The 19661-nt window shown below is 52.6% G+C and carries 21 protein-coding genes and 3 tRNA genes; 10 read left to right on the top strand and 14 right to left on the bottom strand.

Annotated elements, in window-relative coordinates; translation table 11 throughout:
- Window positions 1–113: 113 nt before the first annotated feature.
- From HMPREF2711_RS00535 to folD, 8 genes are all read right to left on the bottom strand, one after another.
- On the bottom strand, window positions 114–485 hold the full coding sequence (locus HMPREF2711_RS00535; protein ID WP_003749158.1) for a hypothetical protein: 372 nt from the start codon (window positions 483–485) through the stop codon (window positions 114–116).
- Between the two features lie 172 nt (window positions 486–657).
- Entirely contained in the window at window positions 658–1353 is a 696-nt protein-coding gene (locus HMPREF2711_RS00540; protein ID WP_003749156.1) for a M48 family metallopeptidase, read from the bottom strand.
- Window positions 1354–1402: 49 nt separating this feature from the next.
- A complete protein-coding gene (locus HMPREF2711_RS00545; RefSeq protein WP_003749154.1) occupies window positions 1403–2134 on the bottom strand; it encodes a lysophospholipid acyltransferase family protein in 732 nt (243 codons plus the stop codon).
- Between the two features lie 75 nt (window positions 2135–2209).
- On the bottom strand, window positions 2210–2788 hold the full coding sequence (gmhB, locus tag HMPREF2711_RS00550; protein WP_003749152.1) for a D-glycero-beta-D-manno-heptose 1,7-bisphosphate 7-phosphatase: 579 nt from the start codon (window positions 2786–2788) through the stop codon (window positions 2210–2212).
- An 11-nt stretch (window positions 2789–2799) separates the two neighbouring features.
- A complete protein-coding gene (locus tag HMPREF2711_RS00555) occupies window positions 2800–3252 on the bottom strand; it encodes a DUF7832 domain-containing protein (RefSeq protein WP_003749149.1) in 453 nt (150 codons plus the stop codon).
- 93 nt (window positions 3253–3345) lie between these two features.
- Window positions 3346–4587 (bottom strand): aromatic amino acid transporter, encoded by a 1242-nt coding sequence (locus tag HMPREF2711_RS00560; RefSeq protein ID WP_003749145.1) that lies wholly within the window; start codon window positions 4585–4587, stop codon window positions 3346–3348.
- A gap of 129 nt (window positions 4588–4716) precedes the next feature.
- A complete protein-coding gene (locus tag HMPREF2711_RS00565; RefSeq protein WP_003749143.1) occupies window positions 4717–5790 on the bottom strand; it encodes an AI-2E family transporter in 1074 nt (357 codons plus the stop codon).
- A gap of 83 nt (window positions 5791–5873) precedes the next feature.
- Window positions 5874–6725 (bottom strand): bifunctional methylenetetrahydrofolate dehydrogenase/methenyltetrahydrofolate cyclohydrolase FolD, encoded by an 852-nt coding sequence (gene folD, locus HMPREF2711_RS00570; protein ID WP_003749140.1) that lies wholly within the window; start codon window positions 6723–6725, stop codon window positions 5874–5876.
- Between the two features lie 200 nt (window positions 6726–6925).
- Here folD and HMPREF2711_RS00575 point away from each other — a divergent pair.
- The 6 genes from HMPREF2711_RS00575 to HMPREF2711_RS00600 all read left to right on the top strand — a co-directional run bounded on the left by HMPREF2711_RS00575 (window position 6926) and on the right by HMPREF2711_RS00600 (window position 10574).
- Window positions 6926–7003, top strand: a tRNA-Pro gene (locus tag HMPREF2711_RS00575).
- Window positions 7004–7030: 27 nt separating this feature from the next.
- A tRNA-Arg gene (locus HMPREF2711_RS00580) sits at window positions 7031–7107 on the top strand.
- 9 nt (window positions 7108–7116) lie between these two features.
- Window positions 7117–7192: transfer RNA gene (locus tag HMPREF2711_RS00585), tRNA-His, on the top strand.
- Window positions 7193–7452: 260 nt separating this feature from the next.
- Window positions 7453–7959: an adenylyltransferase/cytidyltransferase family protein gene (locus HMPREF2711_RS00590; protein ID WP_107723979.1), complete on the top strand. Its 507-nt coding sequence runs from the start codon at window positions 7453–7455 to the stop codon at window positions 7957–7959.
- Window positions 7956–9716 carry a bifunctional biotin--[acetyl-CoA-carboxylase] ligase/type III pantothenate kinase gene (locus HMPREF2711_RS00595; RefSeq protein WP_003749137.1) on the top strand — a complete coding sequence of 587 codons (1761 nt, stop codon included), beginning with the start codon at window positions 7956–7958 and terminating at the stop codon, window positions 9714–9716. Before HMPREF2711_RS00590 ends, HMPREF2711_RS00595 begins: the two co-directional genes overlap by 4 nt.
- A gap of 15 nt (window positions 9717–9731) precedes the next feature.
- Entirely contained in the window at window positions 9732–10574 is an 843-nt protein-coding gene (locus tag HMPREF2711_RS00600; protein WP_003749135.1) for a hypothetical protein, read from the top strand.
- A 397-nt stretch (window positions 10575–10971) separates the two neighbouring features.
- On the opposite strand, the gene HMPREF2711_RS10685 is transcribed toward HMPREF2711_RS00600, so the two are convergent.
- Window positions 10972–11502 (bottom strand): DUF4189 domain-containing protein, encoded by a 531-nt coding sequence (locus HMPREF2711_RS10685; RefSeq protein WP_081456517.1) that lies wholly within the window; start codon window positions 11500–11502, stop codon window positions 10972–10974.
- A 148-nt stretch (window positions 11503–11650) separates the two neighbouring features.
- On the bottom strand, window positions 11651–12169 hold the full coding sequence (locus tag HMPREF2711_RS00610; protein WP_081456516.1) for a DUF4189 domain-containing protein: 519 nt from the start codon (window positions 12167–12169) through the stop codon (window positions 11651–11653).
- Window positions 12170–12434: 265 nt separating this feature from the next.
- Here HMPREF2711_RS00610 and tldD point away from each other — a divergent pair, with 265 nt between their 5' ends.
- From tldD to prmC, 3 genes are read left to right on the top strand one after another with little or no spacing between them, the layout of a single operon-like run.
- On the top strand, window positions 12435–13877 hold the full coding sequence (gene tldD / locus HMPREF2711_RS00615; protein WP_070615154.1) for a metalloprotease TldD: 1443 nt from the start codon (window positions 12435–12437) through the stop codon (window positions 13875–13877).
- Between the two features lie 52 nt (window positions 13878–13929).
- On the top strand, window positions 13930–14391 hold the full coding sequence (locus HMPREF2711_RS00620; protein WP_003749130.1) for a hypothetical protein: 462 nt from the start codon (window positions 13930–13932) through the stop codon (window positions 14389–14391).
- Entirely contained in the window at window positions 14381–15193 is an 813-nt protein-coding gene (gene prmC / locus HMPREF2711_RS00625) for a peptide chain release factor N(5)-glutamine methyltransferase (protein ID WP_003749128.1), read from the top strand. The genes HMPREF2711_RS00620 and prmC overlap by 11 nt, the downstream gene beginning before the upstream one ends.
- 84 nt (window positions 15194–15277) lie before the next feature.
- Here prmC and HMPREF2711_RS00630 read toward each other — a convergent pair whose 3' ends face one another.
- The 4 genes from HMPREF2711_RS00630 to HMPREF2711_RS00645 form a co-directional block, all read right to left on the bottom strand.
- On the bottom strand, window positions 15278–16072 hold the full coding sequence (locus HMPREF2711_RS00630; protein ID WP_070615158.1) for a 3'-5' exonuclease: 795 nt from the start codon (window positions 16070–16072) through the stop codon (window positions 15278–15280).
- A 770-nt stretch (window positions 16073–16842) separates the two neighbouring features.
- Entirely contained in the window at window positions 16843–17727 is an 885-nt protein-coding gene (locus tag HMPREF2711_RS00635; protein ID WP_256388400.1) for a lipid A biosynthesis lauroyl acyltransferase, read from the bottom strand.
- A 78-nt stretch (window positions 17728–17805) separates the two neighbouring features.
- Window positions 17806–18351, bottom strand: a complete 546-nt coding sequence (gene ruvC / locus HMPREF2711_RS00640) for a crossover junction endodeoxyribonuclease RuvC (protein WP_003749123.1) — start codon at window positions 18349–18351, stop codon at window positions 17806–17808.
- Window positions 18352–18360: 9 nt separating this feature from the next.
- Entirely contained in the window at window positions 18361–19191 is an 831-nt protein-coding gene (locus tag HMPREF2711_RS00645) for a carbon-nitrogen hydrolase family protein (protein WP_003749122.1), read from the bottom strand.
- Window positions 19192–19285: 94 nt separating this feature from the next.
- Here HMPREF2711_RS00645 and HMPREF2711_RS00650 point away from each other — a divergent pair, with 94 nt between their 5' ends.
- Window positions 19286–19585 (top strand): porin, encoded by a 300-nt coding sequence (locus tag HMPREF2711_RS00650; protein ID WP_003749120.1) that lies wholly within the window; start codon window positions 19286–19288, stop codon window positions 19583–19585.
- The last annotated feature ends 76 nt before the right edge of the window (window positions 19586–19661 follow it).

A 19661-nucleotide genomic window follows, 5' to 3' on the forward strand; every position in this document is an offset into this window, starting at 1 on the left:
ATGTTTTGAGTTGGAAATTTTGTAAACTGACGGTCATTTTATCTGAATCAAGGCGACAAAAGGCCGTCTGAAACCTGATGGGATTTCAGACGGCCTTTGTTTACGGTTTGGATTTAGTTTTTGTCCAAATCTAAATCAGCTTTGTATTCGATACGGCCTTGGCCTTTGTCTTCGATGGAAACGTCCAGCTCTTGTTTGCCGCGTTTGAATTTCAGATCGGCATCGTCGTGTTTGATTTCGGACTCGACCACATGGAAACCTTTGCTGCGCGCGTGGGCGATCACTTTTTTGGCCAGGGAAGGAATGGAATTGTGTCGGCCGGAAAGTTCGGCTTCGTATTCAAACTCGCCGTCGCCTTGATGGTCGGCTTTGATGGTGTGTGAGCCTGCCGGACGGTAGATTTCGGAAGGCAGCGGGGAGGCGAATGCCGTGGCGGAGAAAAGAGCCAAAATGCCGGTGGCCAGTAACGATTTTGCTTTGGTCATCGGTTTTCCTTTCTGAAAAGGGTTTGGAGAACGACATCATCTTATCGGCATGCCTGTAGGGCGGCAAGCGGATAAACTCGATTTTACGCGCGGCTACATGATTTGTTTGGAAGGCGTTGATTCTTTGCTTTGGGCCGGTGTTTGCTTGCAGAAAAATACTGAAAGTAAAGGCTTAGCCGAGAAAGAACAATTCGCCGCCGTGTGCCTTCAGCCATTGTTTGGCTTGATCGACATACGGTGTGAGCGAGCGGGTCAGCGCCCAAAATGCAGGGCTGTGGTCGGGGTGGCGCAGGTGGGCGAGTTCGTGCAGGCAGACGTAGTCGGCGACATATTCGGGCACGCCGATGAGCCGCCAGTTGAGGCGGATGCCGGTGGTGTGGCGGCATACGCCCCAGAAGGTTTTGGCGTTGGAAAGGGAAATGGCGCTCGGGGTCAGGCGGGTGCTTCGGATATGGCTTTCGAGGCGCGGCAGTAGATATTCGTGCGCACGTTCGAGCAGGAAGCGGCGCAAATGGGTGAGTTGGGCGGCGGTTTCTTTTTCGGGCAACAGGATTTCAGACGGCCTGATTTGGATGTGGTTTGCTGTGTGGACGGACAAGGCCGTCTGAACGCCTTGATACCAAATCCATTCGGGAAGCGTGTCGGTGGATTTTTGCTGGGCTGGTGTTTTGTTTAGGGTGCGGCGCAGGATGGCCTCGTTGTCGTTCAGCCATTGGGTAAAGTTGCGCTGGGTCACAAACGGCGGGATATTGATGCTGACGGTATCGGCGGAAACGGGGCGCAAGATGAGGTTTTTCTTGGCACTGCGTTTGAGCTGGATATGAATGGTCAGGCCGTCTGAAAGGGTGTGGGTATGGAGGCGGGGCATGGTGTTTGAGGGAAAGGGGCGGGCATGGCGACCCACCCGATGGAATGATTTATTTGGTTTGTGGCGCGAACGGACCTTGTCCGGTAATCAGGGGCTGTTGGCTTTCTATCCATTGCTCGCATTGGGCCATGAGTTCGGCTTCGTTGCCGCTGCTGTAGGCAATGGGTTTGCCGATGATGACGCTGACCGTGCCGGGGTATTTGAGGAAGGAATTTCGCGGCCAAAACTCGCCGCTGTTGAGCGCGACGGGGACGATGTCCATCTCAAACATTTTGGCCATACGCGCGCCGCCGAGTTTGTAGCGGCCTTTTTCGCCGGGCGGCAAGCGTGTGCCTTCGGGGAAAATGGTAATCCAATAGCCTTCGTTTTTACGCGCAAGGCCTTGCTCTATCAGCTGCCTGTTGGCTTCGCGGCTGTTGCTGCGGTCGATGCCGATGGTTTTAACCAGTTTCAAGCCCCAGCCGAAGAAAGGGATTTTGAAAAGTTCGCGTTTGGCAACATAGACTTGCGGCGGAAAAATTTCTTGCAGGGCGAGGGTTTCCCAGCCGCTTTGGTGTTTGGCGCAAATGATGGCGGGGTGGTCGGGAATGTTTTCCGCGCCGCTTAAGGTGTAGTTTAAGCCGATGACGTGCTTGAGCGACCAGTTGAGGATGCGTACCCAAATTTGCGCCATTTTGTGTGCGCCGCCTTGGAAGGGCAGGGCAAGCAGCATAAAGGGGAACAGCAAAATAATGCTGGAGGAAAGGATGAACCAGTAAATCAGGTTGCGGATAATCAGCATATCGGGGAAAAGTCTGTCGTTGGAAGGCCGTCTGAACGCCGGTGTGATCAGGTTTCAGACGGCCTTGTTGTTTGTTTATAAGATGGCTTGCGCGGTTTCTTCGATTTGTGTGTTTTCGCGCATGATGTATTGCGAGAAAGCGAGCAGGTTGTCGAAGATTTGGGTGTGTTCGGGCAGGTCTTGCTCATGTTGGGCCAGCGTTTTTTTGCCTTTGCCGGTCAGGACGAGCGCAGATTTGCCGCCAGCGGCATCAATGGCCTGCAGGTCGCGCAGGCTGTCGCCGACCAGCCAGGTTTCGGCGGCATCGGCCTTGAAGCGTTCGATGATGTCGAGAATCATGCCGGGTTTGGGTTTGCGGCATTCGCAGTTATCAACGGCGGTATGCGGGCAAAACCATATGCCGTCGATGGTGCCGCCGGCTTGAACGGCAAGGCGGTGCATTTTCGCGTGCATTTCGGTCAGGTCTTGCACGGTAAAGTATTTGCGGCCGATACCGGATTGGTTGGTGGCCACAGCGATGGTGTAGCCTGCCTGCGTTAAAAAGGCGATGGCATCCATGCTGCCTTCGATGGGAATCCATTCGTCAACGGATTTGACGAAATCGTCGCGGTCTTGGTTGATGACGCCGTCGCGGTCGAGGATGATGAGTTTCATGGTTCGGGCCCTTATTTTTTTGCTTTCAAACTGCTTTGCCATTTTTCAAAGGCCGTCTGAAAAACGGGTGTCAGTTTGGCGAAGGTTTCCGGGGTGTTTTTGACGTGGTAGAAGCCGCCGAGCGAGGGCGTGTCGAGGGCGAGGACGTAGTCTTCCATAAATGCGCCGTAGCCGTCTTCTTCGTCGGTGTAGTAGAACTCGGTAAACCGTTGGCCGAGTTCGGTAAAGTCGTCCGCCGTCAATGCGCCGTCCATGTGTTTGAGCAGGAAGTGCCGTCCGCTGATTGTGCCTGCAGTCATGGCGGCGAAGTCGGCCGCGGTTTCGGGGGCGGTTTGCCAGACGGGGTTGACGAGGCCTGATTTTGCCGCCCACTGCCAGTACATGCCGATGTGGGTGGCGGCGTTTTCGGGCGGGAGCTGGTCGGGATAGTCTTCGTCGAGGTGGAAACGGATATTGTCGTACATGGACGGGGTTCGTTGGGGGAAAGGGGGTATTGTAGCGGAAAATAATGAATTAGGCCGTCTGAAAGAGGGTGTTTCAGACGGCCTTAAGGGAATTTAACCTTTAAATACGGGAACAAGCTCCATTTGGCTCAATATTTGGGCGGCAATGTTGATGACGCCGAAGAGGAAAACCCAAACCATCAGCCGGAATCCGCCGTAAACTTGGTAGTTTTTGCCGACGCCGAATTTTTTGCGCGAGCGGTAGAGCAGCATGGCTGGGATGATGCCTGTCCAGATGGTGGCGGCCAGGCCGACGTAGCCGATGGCGGTAACGAAGCCGGTGGGGAAGAGCAGGCAGGAAATCAGGGGTGGCAGGAAGGTCAGCGCGGCGGTTTTGGTGCGGCCGGAGATGCTGTCGTTCCATTTGAAGATGTCGGCAATGTAGTCGAACAGGCCGAGCGTTACGCCGAGGAAGGAGGTTGCGATCGCCATGTAGGAGAACAGGGTCAACACTTTGTCCATATTGCCGGTTTGGGCGAACTTGGACAGCGTTTCGATCAGGACGGAAACTTGTCCTTCTGCGGCGATAACCGGTGCGAATTCGCTGCGCGGCAGGTTGCCTTGGATGGCGATTTGCCAGAGGATGTAAATCACAAGCGCAATCAGCGTTCCTGCCCATAGGGATTTGGCCACTTTGGGCGCGTCGCCTTTAAAGTATTTGAGCAGGCTGGAGACGTTGCCGTGGAAGCCGAATGAGGCAAGGCAGACGGGCAGGGCAGTGGCGGCATAAATCCAGTAGTGGGTGCCGGCAGGGGCTTGGGTGTCGAACAGGACAGGCATTTTGGCGTCGGCAATCAGGCCGCCGGTTGCCCAAATAAAGGTCAATACCATGCCGCCGATGAGGATGCTGGTGAAGCGGTCAACCAAGCGTGCGGATGCCCAAACGCAAAAGGCGAGGATGCCGAAGAAGACGAGTTGGCCGACGGTGAGCGAGATTTCGCCGCCTACCGCGCTGCCGATGCCTTTGGCGGTCAGGTCGCCGCCGACGAAGATGTAGGCGTAAGTGAGCAGGTATAAAACGAAGGCGACGGCAACGCCGTTGATGATGTTCCAAGCCGGGCCGAGCAGGTCTTTGACCATGGTGTCGAAGCTGGCGCCGTGCGGATAATGGGTGTTGACTTCCAAAATCATCAGGCCGCTGGAGAGCATGGAAAACCAGGTGTACAGCAACACGACCAGCGAGCCGGCAAACCAGACGCCGGACGTGGCGGTCGGGTTGGCAAGCATGCCTGCGCCGATAACCGTACCGGCGATAATCATCGCGCCGCCGAATAGGGAAGGGGTTTTGGTTGACATTGTTTGTCTTTCTTCTAGAAATGCGTGGCTGCCATTATGCCGTAAAGTGTAAGAAAAGGTAAAGCAAAGGCCGTCTGAAAACCCGATTGTCGTTTTCAGACGGCCTTTGATGTGTATAAATGCAACTGATTAAATCAATTTTCGCAGTTTCAATTCGTTTTTCAAATAGGCGTAATAAACCGGCGCGACGATGATGCCGCCGATGCCGAAAATGCGTTCAAAGACGACCATTGCCACCAGCAATTCCCATGCGCTGGATTCGATTTCCGAGCCGATGATTTTGGCGTTGAGGAAATATTCGAGCTTGTGGATGACAACGAGGAACACCAGCGAGGCGAGTGCGACGTAAAGCGATGCGCCGAGGCTCAAAATAATGATGATGGTGTTGGAAATCAGGTTGCCCGCCACCGGAATCAGGCCGACGATAAAGGCGACGATCAGGACGGTCATTTTAAACGGCAGCTCAACGCCGAACAGCGGTAAAACCAAGTAAAGGTACAGGCCGGTCAGGAAAGTGTCGATCAGCGAGATTTTGACTTGGGCGAGGAACACGCGTTCAAAGCTGGTTTCAAAATTGACGATGCGGTGCACCAATTCGGCTTTAAACAATGGCATTTTACGGCGGTTTTTACGCATTTTCAGGCGGTGGAAGCTGAGCATGGCGCCGATGATGATGCCGATGAGGATGTACACGAAGGACGTGATGCTGTTTTTACTGATGCGGGTCAGCGCGGCGCGGTATTCGTCAATCAGCTTGATCGCCGAGGCTTTGATTTCGGCCATATTGTTGGGCAGCATATTGAGAATGGCCGCAGGCAGGTCTTGGCTGTTTTTGGTGTCTTCCAAAATCGCCGCCAGTTTTGCCAGCATAAAACCGACATGGCCGCCGTGTATCAGGTGGTAAATGCCCAAAGACATCATCGTGATGATGCTGAACACGATGGCCAGTGTCAGCGTAGTGGAAATCAGGTTGATATTGTGCGCATTGAGCGATTTATGCAGCCGCGTGTTGCGCGGCAAAACACGGCGGCGGAGTTTGAGGATGACGCCGTTGGTGCGCGTAATAAAGATATAGGTCAGGATAACCGACAGCAGCAGCGGCAGCAAATGGTAGTGCAAGACAATCAGCAAAGCCAAACCCATCAGGATATAGGAAGCGTTGCGGAAATTCGGGTTGTCGGTGTGTGAAGCGAGTAAGGACATGTGAAGCCGATAAGGTAAAAAACAAAAAAGCAGGTCAAGCCGTCTGAAAACCATGTTCAGACGGCCTAATTTAATGACGGCGGTTAATCGTGCAATGAGGCCGCGTGTAGCGTGTTTTCCAACAAAGTGGCAATCGTCATCGGGCCGACACCGCCGGGAACGGGCGTAATCATGGACGCGCGTTCTTTGGCGACATCAAACTCCACATCGCCGCACAGGCTGCCGTCTTCCAAGCGGTTGATGCCCACATCGATAACGACGGCGCCGGGTTTGACCCATTCGCCTTTAACAAAATTCGGAATGCCCACGCCGACCACCAAAATATCGGCGGCGGCAACTTCATCGGCAAGGTTTTGCGTAGCGCTGTGGCAGATGGTTACCGTCGCGCGGGACAGCAGCAATTCCAACGCCTGCGGGCGGCCGACAATATTGGACGCGCCGACAATCACGGCTTTTTTGCCTTTCGGGTCGATGCCGTAGGCTTCCAACAAAGTCATCACGCCTTTGGGTGTGCACGGGCGCATCAGCGGCATTTTGACGACCAGGCGGCCGACGTTGTAAGGGTGGAAGCCGTCCACATCTTTATGCGGCACGATACGTTCCAAAACCGCCTGGCTGTCGATGTGGGCCGGCAGCGGCAGTTGCACCAAAATACCGTCGACGGCAGAATCACCGTTCAATTCGTCCACCAGTTTCAACAAATCGTCCTGCGTGGTTTCAGACGGCAGCTCGTAAGAGCGCGATTCAATGCCGCTTTTTTGGCAGGCCAGTTTTTTATTGCGTACATAAACCGCGCTGGCAGGATCGCCGCCGACCAATACCACCGCCAAACAAGGCGTGTGCAAACCTTTTTCCTGGCGCGCCTTTACCGCCTGCGCGACCGCCTCGATGCGTTGCTGGGAGATTTTTTTTCCGTCTATAAGTTGAGCAGTCATGATTTTCCTTCTAAATAGGGACAAATATTGCGTTCAAATTATCGCATTTTTCAGACGGCCTGACACAAAAGAGTGACCCCGATGACGAAACATAAAAATAAATAATGATTAAAAATAATAAGATAAATAAAAAATAGAAAAATAAAGCAAAGTAAGTGTTGACCGGGCTGAAAAGGGTCTGTATAGTTCGGGTCTTCAGTCGGGGCGTAGCGCAGCCCGGTTAGCGCATCTGCTTTGGGAGCAGAGGGTCGTGAGTTCGAATCCCACCGCCCCGACCACAAAATTCTAAGCACGAATCGGCATGAGCGCCCGTAGCTCAACCGGATAGAGCACCGACCTTCTAAGTCGGGGGTTACAGGTTCGATTCCTGTCGGGCGTGCCAATTTTTACGGTGGCTGTAGCTCAGTTGGTAGAGCCCTGGATTGTGATTCCAGTTGTCGTGGGTTCGAGCCCCATCAGCCACCCCAGATGAAAGCCTGCATATTATATGCAGGCTTTTTTCCGTTTATACCCTGAATTTTATTCAAGTTTATTGGTTTTCAAAAACAGTGTTCATCAAACCGTTCCATCATGGCAGCGGCAAAAACGGCGTCTGCGGTGTCTGTCAAATGCCGATGAATACGCAGTCAAACCCGAATATCGTACCGTTCGGTATCTTTTTATGGCGTTTCGCCGTTATCCTTTATAATACCCCGATTATTTTCTGTTTTATTTCCAAAGGAACCGCATCATGTCCGAATGGTCAGCTCCAGAATTCGAATCCAAAATTTGTCCGCCCGAAAAGCTGGCGGAGCGTTTGGCGGCGTTGCCCCGTCCGCTGGTGTTTACCAACGGCTGTTTCGATATTCTCCACCGAGGCCATGTAACGTATCTGGCACAGGCGCGATCGGCCGGTGCGGCTTTGGTATTGGCGTTGAATACCGATGCTTCGGTGCGCCGTCAGGGCAAAGGGGACGATCGTCCGATTAATCCTTTGGAAAACCGCGCGGCAGTGGCTGCGGCATTGGCGAGCGTGGATTTGGTTACATGGTTTGATGACGACACGCCGGCCGCGCTGATTGAAATGGTCAAACCCGATGTATTGATTAAAGGCGGTGATTGGCCTGTGGATAAAATTGTCGGTGCGGCCGAGACGTTTGCGCGCGGCGGCAAAGTATTTTCGATTCCGTTTTTACACCAGACTTCGACCACCAAAACGTTGGCGAAAATCCGCGAAGCCGGAGGAGGCGCATGACGGATTTGAACAGCCGCCATTGGGCCTTGCTCGCCGCGCTTTCAGACGGCCTGCCACAACACGTTTCTCAGCTGGCGCGTGCGGCCGGGATGAAGCCGCAACAATTAAACGGATTTTGGCAGCAGATGCCGGGACATATCCGCGGTTTGCTGCGCCAGCATGACGGGCAATGGCGCTTGGTGCGCCCATTGGCTGTGTTTGCCGAAGAATCTCTGCAACAAATGGCCGGGAAACATGGTTTTCGCGCGCAGTTGAAACACGAATGCTCGTCCAGCAACGATGAAATCATGGCGTTGGCGCGCCGGTCGGCAGGTTTGGCGCACAAGGCCTTGTGTGTGGCGCATTTTCAAACCAAAGGGCGCGGACGGCAGGGGCGAAGCTGGGTCAACCGACAGGGCGAATGCTTGATGTTCAGCTTGGGCTGGGCGTTTGACAAGCCGCAGTATGAGCTGGGTTCGCTGGCGTTGGTGGTGGCATTGGCTTGCCGCCGCGCGCTTGCCGATATCGGTTTGAACGTGAACATCAAGTGGCCGAACGATTTGGTCGTGGCCAACGATAAATTGGCCGGCGTGTTGATTGAAACGACGCGGGTGGAGAATAAAACCGTCGCCGTCATCGGCATCGGCATTAATTTTGTATTGCCGAAAGAAGTGGAAAACGCTACTTCCGTGCAGGCTTTGTTTCAGACGGCCTCTAAGCAGGGCGTAAGCGTCGAAGCCTTATTGAATGCGGTGTTGGCGCAACTCGATGCGCTGCTGAACGAATACGCGCAAAACGGATTCGCGTCATGTGTCGGCGAATACGATGCCGCCAACCGCGACACAGGCAGGCCGGTCTTGCTGCTTCAAGAAGGGCGCGTTGTCCACGAAGGCATAGTCAAAGGCGTGGACGCACAAGGCGCGTTGCGTTTACTGACGGGCGAGGGTGAGAAAACCATCGTCAGCGGCGAAATCAGCTTGCGCCCGGATAACCGCCCGGCACAACCTGCCGCTGCGAAACCGGAACGCTTTTTGTTGCTGGACGGCGGCAATAGTCAGTTGAAATGGGCGTGGGTGGAGAACGGCACATTTTCTGAAGTCGGCCGCGCGCCGTATCGTGATTTGACCCAGCTGGGCGAAGAATGGCTGCGATTTGCCGATGAAGGTGTGAAGATTGTCGGTTGCGCCGTGTGCGGTTCGGTAAAAAAAGCGATGGTTGAAGAACAATTAACCCGTCCGGTCGAATGGCTGTCTTCCATGCCGCAGGCTTTGGGCATCCGCAACCATTACCGCCGCCCTGAAGAACATGGTTCCGACCGCTGGTTTAATGCGCTGGGCAGCCGCCGCTTTACGCAAAACGCCTGCGTCGTCGTCAGCTGCGGTACTGCCGTAACCACCGACGCGCTGACGGAAGACAATCATTATCTCGGCGGCACCATCATGCCCGGTTTCCACTTGATGAAAGAGGCGATGGCGCTCAAAACCGCCAACCTCAACCGCCCCATCGGCAAGGTATATCCGTTCCCAACCACAACGCCGAACGCCATTGCCAGCGGCATGATGGATGCCGTTTGCGGCGCGCTGATGATGATGCATGGCCGTCTGAAAGACAAAACGGGCGGGGGCAAACCGGTCGATATTATTATCACGGGCGGCGGCGCGGCCAGAGTCGTGCAAGCCTTGCCCGAGGCATTTGTTCATGACAATCAAGTGAAAATCGTCGATAATCTCGTGATTCACGGGCTCTTGCATTGGATTGCCCATCGCAACGGACAATAAAAAGGAAAACGCATCATGAAATGGCTGTTTGCGGTCTTGGTCGCACTCAACATCATTGTTTTTGGCAGCATGGTTGCCTATCGGACACAACATAAAACCGCCAAACCCGAATCGGCCTTGGAAGGCGGCACGCACGAATTATTGCGCCCGTCTTCTTTGGACGCGCCCAAAGCCGAGCCTCAGCAGGCATCGCAACCCGATTGGGTGGCGGATGAATCAGACGGCCTGATGATGGCAGAACCCGAATCCGAAGAAGCGGAAGCTTTGCGTAAAAAGCAAGAAGCGCAGCAGTTGAAAGAGAAAAAAGAAAAAATGCGCCGCGAGAAAGAGGCGCAAGAACGCCGCGCAGCCGAAGAAGAGATGGACGCGGCCGGTGTGGAACGCTTGTGTACCAGCAGCGCCACCGTGGTGATGGATGAAGACGATTACCACCGCATCAAAGGCCTGTTGGGCAAATGGCCCCATGCGGCCAGCCGCAGTATCGAAAAACGCAACGGCGCATCCGGTGGCGAAACTTCTTCCAAAACCTTCCGCGTGGTCTTGCCTGCCGACGGCGACACTTCCGCCCAGCTTGATGCCTTGGGCAGCCGTGGTTTTAGCGGCAGCATTCACAACGGCGAAATCAGCATTGACGTAACACGCAGCCGCTCTTCCGCCCAAGTTTTGATTTCACGCTTGTCCAGCGCAGGTTTCGGCGGCGCGCGCATTGTCGAACAGGAAGACAGAAGCGCACCCGATACCGGTTTGAGCGTAGCGCGCATGACCGTGGTCTTTATGGCGGTCGACGAGCGCGATGCCCAAGACATCAGAAACATTGTCGGCCGTTATGGCAAGTTGAACATGAAAACCTGCCGATAATCAGGTCTATTCAGTTTCAGACGGCCTGATCAGCAGTCGGCCAAGCCTGATAAACCGAACGCCACAAAACACGAAACCCACTGTATCGGCAGTGGGTTTCGTGTTTTTCGGTTTTGAGTATCTGATATAAAGGGGAACAGGTATGTTTCGTATATGCGCACTCCGAGTATCAAGAGATAATGGGGAAGAGGGGGATAAAATCTGTCGTTTAATGGCTCGGATTAGGACGTCTTCCGAGTGGGTTTGATTATACGCTAATAATAACTATTATCAATAGCAAAACTAAAAAAATAAGGGGTTTTTCTATAATAGATTGTTTTATATGGAAATTAAGTTTCTGTATTGGCTTTGCTGTGATTGAAAAGGCCGTCTGAATAACAGACGGCTTATGGGGCTATTAGAATTTAGGTAGTGAGCAACCTTCTGGAACTGCTATGGTACATTGTGAGTATCCTGAAGTTTGGCAGGCTTTTAAGGCTTTATCCTCTACAAGACCGGGAGCTTCTGAGCGAGGAAAAGACATCCATTGGCCATTTAACTTTCCTTTTGCAACAGCAAGACACCCATTTCTTACCCATGCCTTTACTTTACATGGTGCGTTTTTCCCATTTTGCTCACAGGCCTTAATTGCTCCTTTTTTTGCTACTTCAAGAGAGGGAGCATTTATGGCATCTGCAGAAATGCCTGTTTTAAGATTAATAGCCCATGCACCGTATCTTGAAGGAACATCGATATTGACAACGCTTGGTTGGCTCTGAGCCGAACCATTATTAGAAGATTGAGGTCTGCCAACGTTATATAGAATTTGTCTGCCTGAGCTGTCGATAATACGGCAAGTTCCAGTTGCAGGTTGGTATTCACCGCCACAGCCGTTGGCATAAACATTAAGGCTTGCCAGTCCTAGCAATACAACAAGTAACTTTTTCATTTCAATTCCAATCTATTATTTGAATCTTTATTAGTCTGATGTTACATAAATAATACTATGATTTGTTATCTTCTTTTGGAAGTTAAATTTCGGTATCGGCTTTGCTGTGATTGAAAAGGCCGTCTGAATAAAGACGGCCTTTTGACTATTAGAATTTAGGTAGTGAGCAGCCTTCGGTAGTGGTAATCCTACATTGTGGTAGCCCAGACTCTTGGCATTTCTTTAAGGCTTCTGCTTCAGCAAGTCCTGGATCGGTTATACCGAAAAAATTTCTCCATTTTTTACCATCTTTTCCTTGAGCGACAGCGATACAGCCATTTCGAACCCAGGCCTCAACTTTACATGGTTTATTTTGTCCATCTCGTTCGCAGGTTTTAATAGCTTGTCTTTTCGCGGCAGCAAGTGAATCCATCTCAAGTGCTCCACCTGACATACCTGTTTTGGGATTATTTGCCCATGCTCCATATTTTGAAGGGACTTTAATATGAATAATTTCCGTAGGCTGGTTCCGTTGGTGCTGACGAGATGACGCGCAGTTAGGATTGTATCCGTATTGACATAAACCAGGGTCATTTTGTAATGCGCCCCTAGTCGCATCATAGGTAGGATTGGCAACGCAAACATTAAGACTTGCCAGTCCTAGCAATACAACAAGTAATTTTTTCATTTTAAGTCCAATCTATTTATTATTTGAATCTTTATCAGCCTGCCGCTGCATCAATCATACGATGATTTGTTATCTTCTTTACGCGGCTGACGTTGAAATAGGGCAAGGCAAACGTTTTAGCCCTATATTCCTATGTTTCAGACGTCCTTTTGATTTGTTTCAATCACTCATAAACCCAAGCAATCAACATATCCAAAGCCATATAAAATACCGTATAATCAAGGCCAAATTAACTTTGCCTGTTTGTCGGGCCGTCTGAAAAATTATGCAACAAACCTATGCCGCTGTACAGCGAGATTTGCTCGAAGCCAACCACCTTTCCCCCGATTTGCTCGCCCAAAGCCTGAGCATTATCGGCGCCAACCATGTCGATTATGCCGACATCTATTGTCAGCGTACTGCCTATGAAAGCTGGCATTTGGAAGAAGGCATCGTCAAATCGGGCAGCTTCCAAATCGATCAGGGCGTGGGTGCGCGTGCCGTTTCGGGCGATAAAACCGCTTTTGCCTACGCCGACAGCCTGTGTATCGATTCGATCAACCGCTCTGCCAAAGCCGTTCGCGTGATTGGTGCGGCCGGTGGCGAGGCCAGCGTCAAAGTGCCGACACCTGCCTACGGCAAGCCTGTCCACATGGCGATTGACCCTATTGCCAGCCTCGATTCCGCTGCCAAAGTTGCGCTGTTAAACAAAGTCGAAACGCTGGCCAAAGCCGCCGATCCGCGTATCGTGCAAGTGATGGCCGGTTTGACCTGCGAATACGACATGGTGTACATCGCCCGTCTGGACGGTAAACACGCTGCCGATATCCGCCCGATGGTGCGCATGAATGTAACCGTCATTGCCAAGCAGGGCGAGCGTCGCGAGCAGGGCAGCGCGGGCGGCGGCGGACGTTATGATTTGGCGTATTTCGATGAAAACTTGGTGCATCGGTTTGTCGATTCCGCCGTCAAACAAGCGCTGACCAATTTCGAATCCCGTCCTGCGCCTGCCGGCGAGATGACTGTCGTTTTGGGCAACGGCTGGCCGGGCGTGTTGCTGCACGAAGCGGTCGGACATGGTTTGGAGGGCGATTTCAACCGCAAAGAAACCAGCGTTTTCTCCGGCCGAATCGGTGAGCGCGTGGCCGCCAAAGGTGTGACCGTTGTGGATCAAGGCGATATTGCCGACAGACGCGGTTCGCTCAATATCGACGACGAAGGCAACGAAACCCGCCGCACTGTATTGATTGAAGACGGTATTTTGGTTGGCTATATGCAGGACGAAACCAACGCCCGCCTGATGGGTACGCAATCGACCGGCAACGGCCGCCGCGAAAGTTACGCTTCTGCGCCTATGCCGCGCATGACCAATACCTTTATGGAAAACGGCGGCTATGAGCCGGAAGAAATCATCGCGTCCATCGACAAGGGCATTTACGCTGTTAACTTTGGCGGCGGACAAGTGGACATTACCAGCGGCAAGTTCGTGTTCAGTGCATCCGAAGCGTGGTGGGTGGAAGGCGGCAAGTTGCAATACCCTGTCAAAGGCGCGACCATTATCGGCAACGGCCCCGAAGTGCTGAAACACGTTTCCATGATAGGCAACGACTCCGCGCTCGACAGCGGCATCGGCGTCTGCGGCAAAGAAGGGCAGAGCGTTCCCGTCGGCGTCGGACAACCGACCCTGAGGATTGATGCCGGACTGACCGTCGGCGGTAGCGAAATTTAAACGGCAGGCCGTCTGAAAGGTTTCAGACGGCCTTTTACATTAGGATAAAACCATGCAGGAAGAGAATCGGAAATCAAGTTTTCCCATAGTAATGTTGCTGGTGTCGGTTGCCCTTTGGATGGCGTCTTTGTCCAATGTTGCATTTTATTTGGGCAATCATGAAAGCATGAAGGGTTTGACCGTTTTGATTTTGGGGTCGATATTTGCTTCTTTGGATATCAGGTATTGTGCGGCCTATGCAAATTATGTTTGGTTGGCGGCCATTGTGTTGCTGGCATTGCGGAAGAAGGTCGTGCCTGTCCATGCGGCGCTTTGGGGCTTGGCGCTGGTGGCTTTCAGTGTGAAAGCCGTACACGTCGATGAAGCAGGAAATACGGCGGATATCGTGCGTTACGGTGCAGGATTTTATTTGTGGTATGCCGCATTTGCTGTTGCCACCATCGGCACGTTTGCCGGAAAGAATAAGGAAAGAAAAGCCGCAACGCTGGCAGATGGGACGAAAAATGACGCTTGATGAATGGTTGCGCCAATCGGCACTGCCCAAAAACGAAGCGCGGATGTTGTTGCAATATGCGCTGAGTTACACGCGCGCGCAGCTGGTTACACGCGGTACGGACGATTTGGCAGAATCTGCCCTGCAAACCTTGGAGACTTTGGCGCAACGCCGTCTGAAAGGCGAGCCGATGGCCTATCTGTTGGGCGAACGCGAGTTTTACGGACGACGCTTTGCCGTCAATCCGCATGTGCTGATTCCACGTCCTGAAACCGAGCATTTGGTGGAAGCCGTGCTCAAACGCTTGCCGCCGCAAGGCCGCGTGTGGGATTTGGGAACGGGCAGCGGCGCCATTGCCGTGACCGTCGCGCTTGAACGCGTTGATGCCGATGTTCGCGCATCCGACATCAGCGTCGGTGCTTTGGATACCGCCCGTCAAAATGCGGCAGAATTGGGTGCAAAAGTTGAATTTGCGCAGGGTTCGTGGTTTGATACCGACAGGCCGTCTGAAGGCCGATACGATGTGATTGTTTCCAATCCGCCGTATATTGAGGATGGCGATGAACATTTGTCGCAGGGCGATTTGAGGTTTGAACCGCAAAACGCGCTGACCGACTTTTCAGACGGCCTCAGCCATATACGCCACATTACCCAAGAAGCCCCCAAATACCTGAAAGCCAACGGTTGGCTGCTGTTTGAACACGGCTATGACCAAGGCGAAGCGGTGCGGAACATTATGCTGGAGAACGGTTTTGCCGAAGTGGCAACCGAACAGGATTTGGCAGGATTGGACAGGGTTACGCTGGGGCGTTTGCCTGCTTAGCGGGCATGGTTTGTCGGAATATAAAAAAGGGCGTGTCGATCACGCCCTTTTGGTTTTCTGGTTTGTCTGTTCAGACGGCCTGGTTTAACGCCAAGCAGCGACGAACTCCGCCCAGTGTTGTTTTTCTTCGGCTTGTGCGGCCAGATAGTGTTTGATGCGTTTGATTTCGACTTCGTATTCGTCGGCATCGAGCGCGCCGCTCATCATGCGAAAGCGCATATACATCAGGTAGGTATTGGCGGCATCGGTTTCGCAATAGTCGCGGATGTCTTTCAGACGGCCTGCGTGATAAGCGTCCCAAACCTTGCTGCCGTCCATATCCAGTTTGCCGGGGAAGCCGCAGAGTTTGGCCATATCGTCCAAAGGCACGCTGGCACGCGGTTGGTAGAGGGCGAGCAAATCCATCAGGTCACAATGGCGGGTGTGGTAGCGGCTGATGTAGTTGTTCCACTTAAAGTCGCGACTGTCGCCAAAATCGCCGTCGCCCATGTCCCAATAGCGGGCGGCGCTGATGCCGTGTATCAGGGCGCGGTAGTGGAGGACGGGCAGGTCGAAACCACCGCCGTTCCAGCTGACGAGTTGCGGCGTATAGTTTTCGATGACCTCGAAAAACTTGGCAATCATGACTTCTTCGCTGTCTTCGGGATCGCCGATGGTGCTGACGCGGATTTTGTCCTGACCCCAGCGCATACAGCAGGAGATGGCGACGACTTGGTGCAGATGGTGTTGCATAAAGTCGCTGCCGGTTTTGGCGCGGCGTTGCTGTTGGGCAAACAGGACGACTTCGTTGTCGGGCAAATCGGCAGGCAAATCGTAAAGCAGGCGGATGCCGTTTACGTCGGGAATGGTTTCGATGTCGAAGGCGAGTATCGGGGTCATGGCGTGATCGGGTTGGATAAGGAATGATGCCATTGTGGCATGACGGCGCAGATAAAAAAAGAGGCAATCCCCCACAGGATTGCCCCAATACCTCAAATCAGAGATTTACGCTTCACAAACAATACAGGCTTTCACCTGCGGCTTTACAGATGCAGCTCAACTCTGCACCGGTAAACTTTCATTTCGGGTATTGCGCCGAAATCCTCTAAAAATACTGCAATTGCTTGCAATATCAGAAAACTGCTTACAAAAACATCTAAAACCGGCTGAGGCCGTCTGAATGCTTTGTAATTTGATGTAGTGAAATTTACGCGAAATTTTACAGTTTGCCAAGTATTTTTTTCTGAAGATTTGGTTTAGGGTAAATTGCGGTTATTGTCATATTTTTGCAATTAAATTTCATAATTAATTTAAAATTAGATGTTTATTTTGTGTTTCTTGTTTTAAATTTAATTTAATTTCATATTTTGAATGATTAAAATTTGTTTTATTTTAAAGGTTATTTTATAACATTTTGTTTTTAAATGAAATTAAATTTAACATATAAATGAAAAGGGTATTGAATAGAGCATTTTTTATTTGAGAAAAAATATAAGGTTGTTTGAAAGTTTCAATTGCCTTGAAAAAAGTTGTTTTTAAAGCATTTAAAGTGGAATTTGATTTGATTGTTTGAAATTGAAGCCGAGATTGGGTTTGATACAATTAAAATGAAAAAGCGGCAAAAGAAAGGTTTTGCCGCTTTTTCATGCTTAAATTGTAATTTTATGTAGTCAGTAAAAGCTGCTTTCGCCTTCGGGACGGGTTTTGAAGCGTTTGTGCAGCCAGAAATATTGTTCGGGATGCTCGCGTACCCGCTCTTCGATGAAGTCGTTCATGCGCTGGGTGTCGGCTTCGACATTTTCGGTCGGGAAATTGTCCCAAGCCGGATAGAAGCGCAGGGTTACGGTATTGTCGGCTTCACGCGTGGGGATGGCGGGAATGATTTTGGCTTTGGTCATGCCGGCGATACGGCTGAGGCCGGTAATCGTGGCCGTCTGAATACCGAAGAAATTGACGAAAATGGAATCGTTGCGGCCGAAGTCTTGGTCGGGCAGATAAAGAAAGGGCGCATCGCTTTTGCGCAGGTGTTTGATGATGGCGCGCAGGCCTTCTGTGCGGCCGATCAGGAAAACATTGTTGTAGCGGTGGCGGCCTTTCAGGATTTGCTCGTCCAGGGCTTTGTTTTTTTGGTGCGAATACATACTCGTCAGCGGTACATCCTGATTGAGCGTGTAAACCGCCATTTCAAATGCGGTAAAGTGCGGATAGAGGATGATGACTTTTTCGCCGGCGGCGAGGGCTTCGTCGAGATGGTGTTTGTCTTGATAGCGCACCAACGAGCGCAGTTTGTCCGCAGGCGCGTACCAGTAGAGGCCGTATTCGAGCATCAGCTTTGCCATGTGTTGAAAATGGCGTTTGAGCAGGGCGGTGCGCTGGCTGTCGTTCAACTCAGGAAAGCATTTTTTGAGGTTGACCTCGCCGACTTTGCGGCGCGGTTTGACTGCGTAATAAGCGAGAATGCCGATCGCGTCGGCAATTTTGTGCAACACGCAAAAGGGCAGCAGGCGGATAAGGTAGAGAAAAAGGAAGGCGGCTTTCATGCAGGCTCGCTGTATGTGGGCAAAGGGCTATTATAACCGAAAGGCCGTCTGAAAACGGGCTGGAACACGATTTCAGACGGCCTGAATGTCGGCTTACCATTGGAAACGGCCGCGTTTGACCTGCAGGCCGTCGGGATTGAGTTGCGAAGCCAATCCGTGATTGCGCAGGGCGTGGGTGAGGGCGACGGCGAGTCCGTCGGCGGCATCGGCTTGCGGCGTGCCTGAAAGTGCAAGCATTTGAACCACCATATGCTGCACCTGCTCTTTAGCGGCCTTGCCCTTGCCGACCACCGCCTGCTTGACCTGAAGCGCGGTGTATTCAAACACGGGCAAGCCGTGCATGACCAAAGCGGCAATCGCCGCTCCGCGCGCCTGACCGAGCATCAAAGTCGCGGCCGGGTTGACGTTGACAAACACTTGTTCGATGGCCGCCTGATGCGGCTGATAGTGGCGGATAATTTCGTCGATATGGCGGACAATCACGGCGATGCGTTCGGAAAGCGACGCGCCGGTTGGCGTTTTGATACAGCCGGAAGCAACATAATGATGCTCGCGGCCGTGGGCATCGATAACGCCGAAGCCGGTTACGCGGCTGCCGGGGTCGATGCCGAGAATGCGTGTGGGTTGGGAGTGGGACATAGTGCGTGTTTAAAGTAATCGGTGTTTCAGGGCAGGCAGGCGCGTGCGCACGCTTTGCAGGCGCGCGGTATCCAAATCGGCACAAATCACGCCTTCGCCTTCGGGCAACGTCGCCAACACATCGCCCCAAGGGTCGATAATCATACTGTGGCCGAATGTGCGGCGGCCGCTTTCATGCAGTCCGCCTTGTGCCGATGCAATGACGTAGCATTGGTTTTCCACCGCGCGGGCGCGCAGCAGCAATTCCCAGTGCGCCTTGCCGGTCGTGTAGGTAAACGCAGCCGGCAACAGCAAAACATCAAACGGCTGCTGCGCGCGGAAAAACTCAGGAAAGCGCAAATCGTAGCAGACCCCGGCCGCCAGCGGAACATCGTCCACGCTTAACTTCGGCACATCGCTGCCCGCCAGTATCGTATCGGCTTCGGCGTAGCGTTCGCCCAAACCGGAAAAGCCGAAAAGGTGCATTTTGTGGTAAAGCCCGATTCGGTTGCCGTCGCGGTCATACACCAGCATCGTGTTCATCACCTTGCCCGCGTCTGGGCTTTGCAGCGGAACCGTACCGCCAAACAACACCACGCCGCATTCCCTTGCCGTTTCGCTTAAGGCCGTCTGAAAACGGGTGTCGTAGGTTTCGCCAACGCGTCCATCGTCCAAAGGCTCGGCAAATGCCAGCTTGTCCGTATCGTTTTTGCCCATCAGCGGCCAATATTCGGGCAACAACACCCAATCCGCCCCTTGTTCGGCCGCCTCGCGGACAAGGCGTTTCATCGTGGCAATATTGGTTTCGGGGTCGGTGGACGACACCATTTGCACAGCGGCGGCGCGTAAAGAGCGCATCATCAAAACTCCTGTCAGATTTTGCAAGAATTGTAACTTGTTTACGCACAAGGCCGATACAATCGCCCCACAATTCCTCTCCAAAAAAGGATAAACCATGAACTTGAAACTTCTCCTCACTGCCGCACTTTCCACCGCCGCACTCGCCGCACATGCCGACGTACAGCTTTACGGCAGCATCAAAAGCGGCATCGAAACCTCGCAAACCCATTTCGGCGGCCAAACACGCAGCAGCACCGCCATTGCCGACCAAGGCAGCCACATCGGCCTGCGCGGCTCGCATCCGATAGGCGGTGGAACGAATTTTATTTGGGAAGTCGAACAAGATACACCGGTCGGCAAAAGCAGCTCCATCCGCCAAGACTGGCGCGAACGCCGTGAGAATTTTGGCCGTTGAAGGAAAGATTGGATAGTAAAGGCCGTCTGAAAAATCAGGATAACTGGTTTTCAGACGGCCTTATATATTGCCCTTT

The organism is Neisseria sp. HMSC070A01, from assembly GCF_001810165.1.
Lineage (GTDB): Bacteria > Pseudomonadota > Gammaproteobacteria > Burkholderiales > Neisseriaceae > Neisseria.

Coding starts and splice junctions, on each gene's coding strand:
- HMPREF2711_RS00535 (WP_003749158.1), bottom strand. CDS start 485: ATGACCAAAGCAAAATCGTTACTGGCCACCGGCATTTTGGCTCTTTTC.
- HMPREF2711_RS00540 (WP_003749156.1), bottom strand. CDS start 1,353: ATGCCCCGCCTCCATACCCACACCCTTTCAGACGGCCTGACCATTCAT.
- HMPREF2711_RS00545 (WP_003749154.1), bottom strand. CDS start 2,134: ATGCTGATTATCCGCAACCTGATTTACTGGTTCATCCTTTCCTCCAGC.
- gmhB (WP_003749152.1), bottom strand. CDS start 2,788: ATGAAACTCATCATCCTCGACCGCGACGGCGTCATCAACCAAGACCGC.
- HMPREF2711_RS00555 (WP_003749149.1), bottom strand. CDS start 3,252: ATGTACGACAATATCCGTTTCCACCTCGACGAAGACTATCCCGACCAG.
- HMPREF2711_RS00560 (WP_003749145.1), bottom strand. CDS start 4,587: ATGTCAACCAAAACCCCTTCCCTATTCGGCGGCGCGATGATTATCGCC.
- HMPREF2711_RS00565 (WP_003749143.1), bottom strand. CDS start 5,790: ATGTCCTTACTCGCTTCACACACCGACAACCCGAATTTCCGCAACGCT.
- folD (WP_003749140.1), bottom strand. CDS start 6,725: ATGACTGCTCAACTTATAGACGGAAAAAAAATCTCCCAGCAACGCATC.
- HMPREF2711_RS00595 (WP_003749137.1), top strand. CDS start 7,956: ATGACGGATTTGAACAGCCGCCATTGGGCCTTGCTCGCCGCGCTTTCA.
- HMPREF2711_RS00600 (WP_003749135.1), top strand. CDS start 9,732: ATGAAATGGCTGTTTGCGGTCTTGGTCGCACTCAACATCATTGTTTTT.
- HMPREF2711_RS10685 (WP_081456517.1), bottom strand. CDS start 11,502: ATGAAAAAGTTACTTGTTGTATTGCTAGGACTGGCAAGCCTTAATGTT.
- HMPREF2711_RS00610 (WP_081456516.1), bottom strand. CDS start 12,169: ATGAAAAAATTACTTGTTGTATTGCTAGGACTGGCAAGTCTTAATGTT.
- tldD (WP_070615154.1), top strand. CDS start 12,435: ATGCAACAAACCTATGCCGCTGTACAGCGAGATTTGCTCGAAGCCAAC.
- HMPREF2711_RS00620 (WP_003749130.1), top strand. CDS start 13,930: ATGCAGGAAGAGAATCGGAAATCAAGTTTTCCCATAGTAATGTTGCTG.
- prmC (WP_003749128.1), top strand. CDS start 14,381: ATGACGCTTGATGAATGGTTGCGCCAATCGGCACTGCCCAAAAACGAA.
- HMPREF2711_RS00630 (WP_070615158.1), bottom strand. CDS start 16,072: ATGACCCCGATACTCGCCTTCGACATCGAAACCATTCCCGACGTAAAC.
- ruvC (WP_003749123.1), bottom strand. CDS start 18,351: ATGTCCCACTCCCAACCCACACGCATTCTCGGCATCGACCCCGGCAGC.
- HMPREF2711_RS00645 (WP_003749122.1), bottom strand. CDS start 19,191: ATGATGCGCTCTTTACGCGCCGCCGCTGTGCAAATGGTGTCGTCCACC.
- HMPREF2711_RS00650 (WP_003749120.1), top strand. CDS start 19,286: ATGAACTTGAAACTTCTCCTCACTGCCGCACTTTCCACCGCCGCACTC.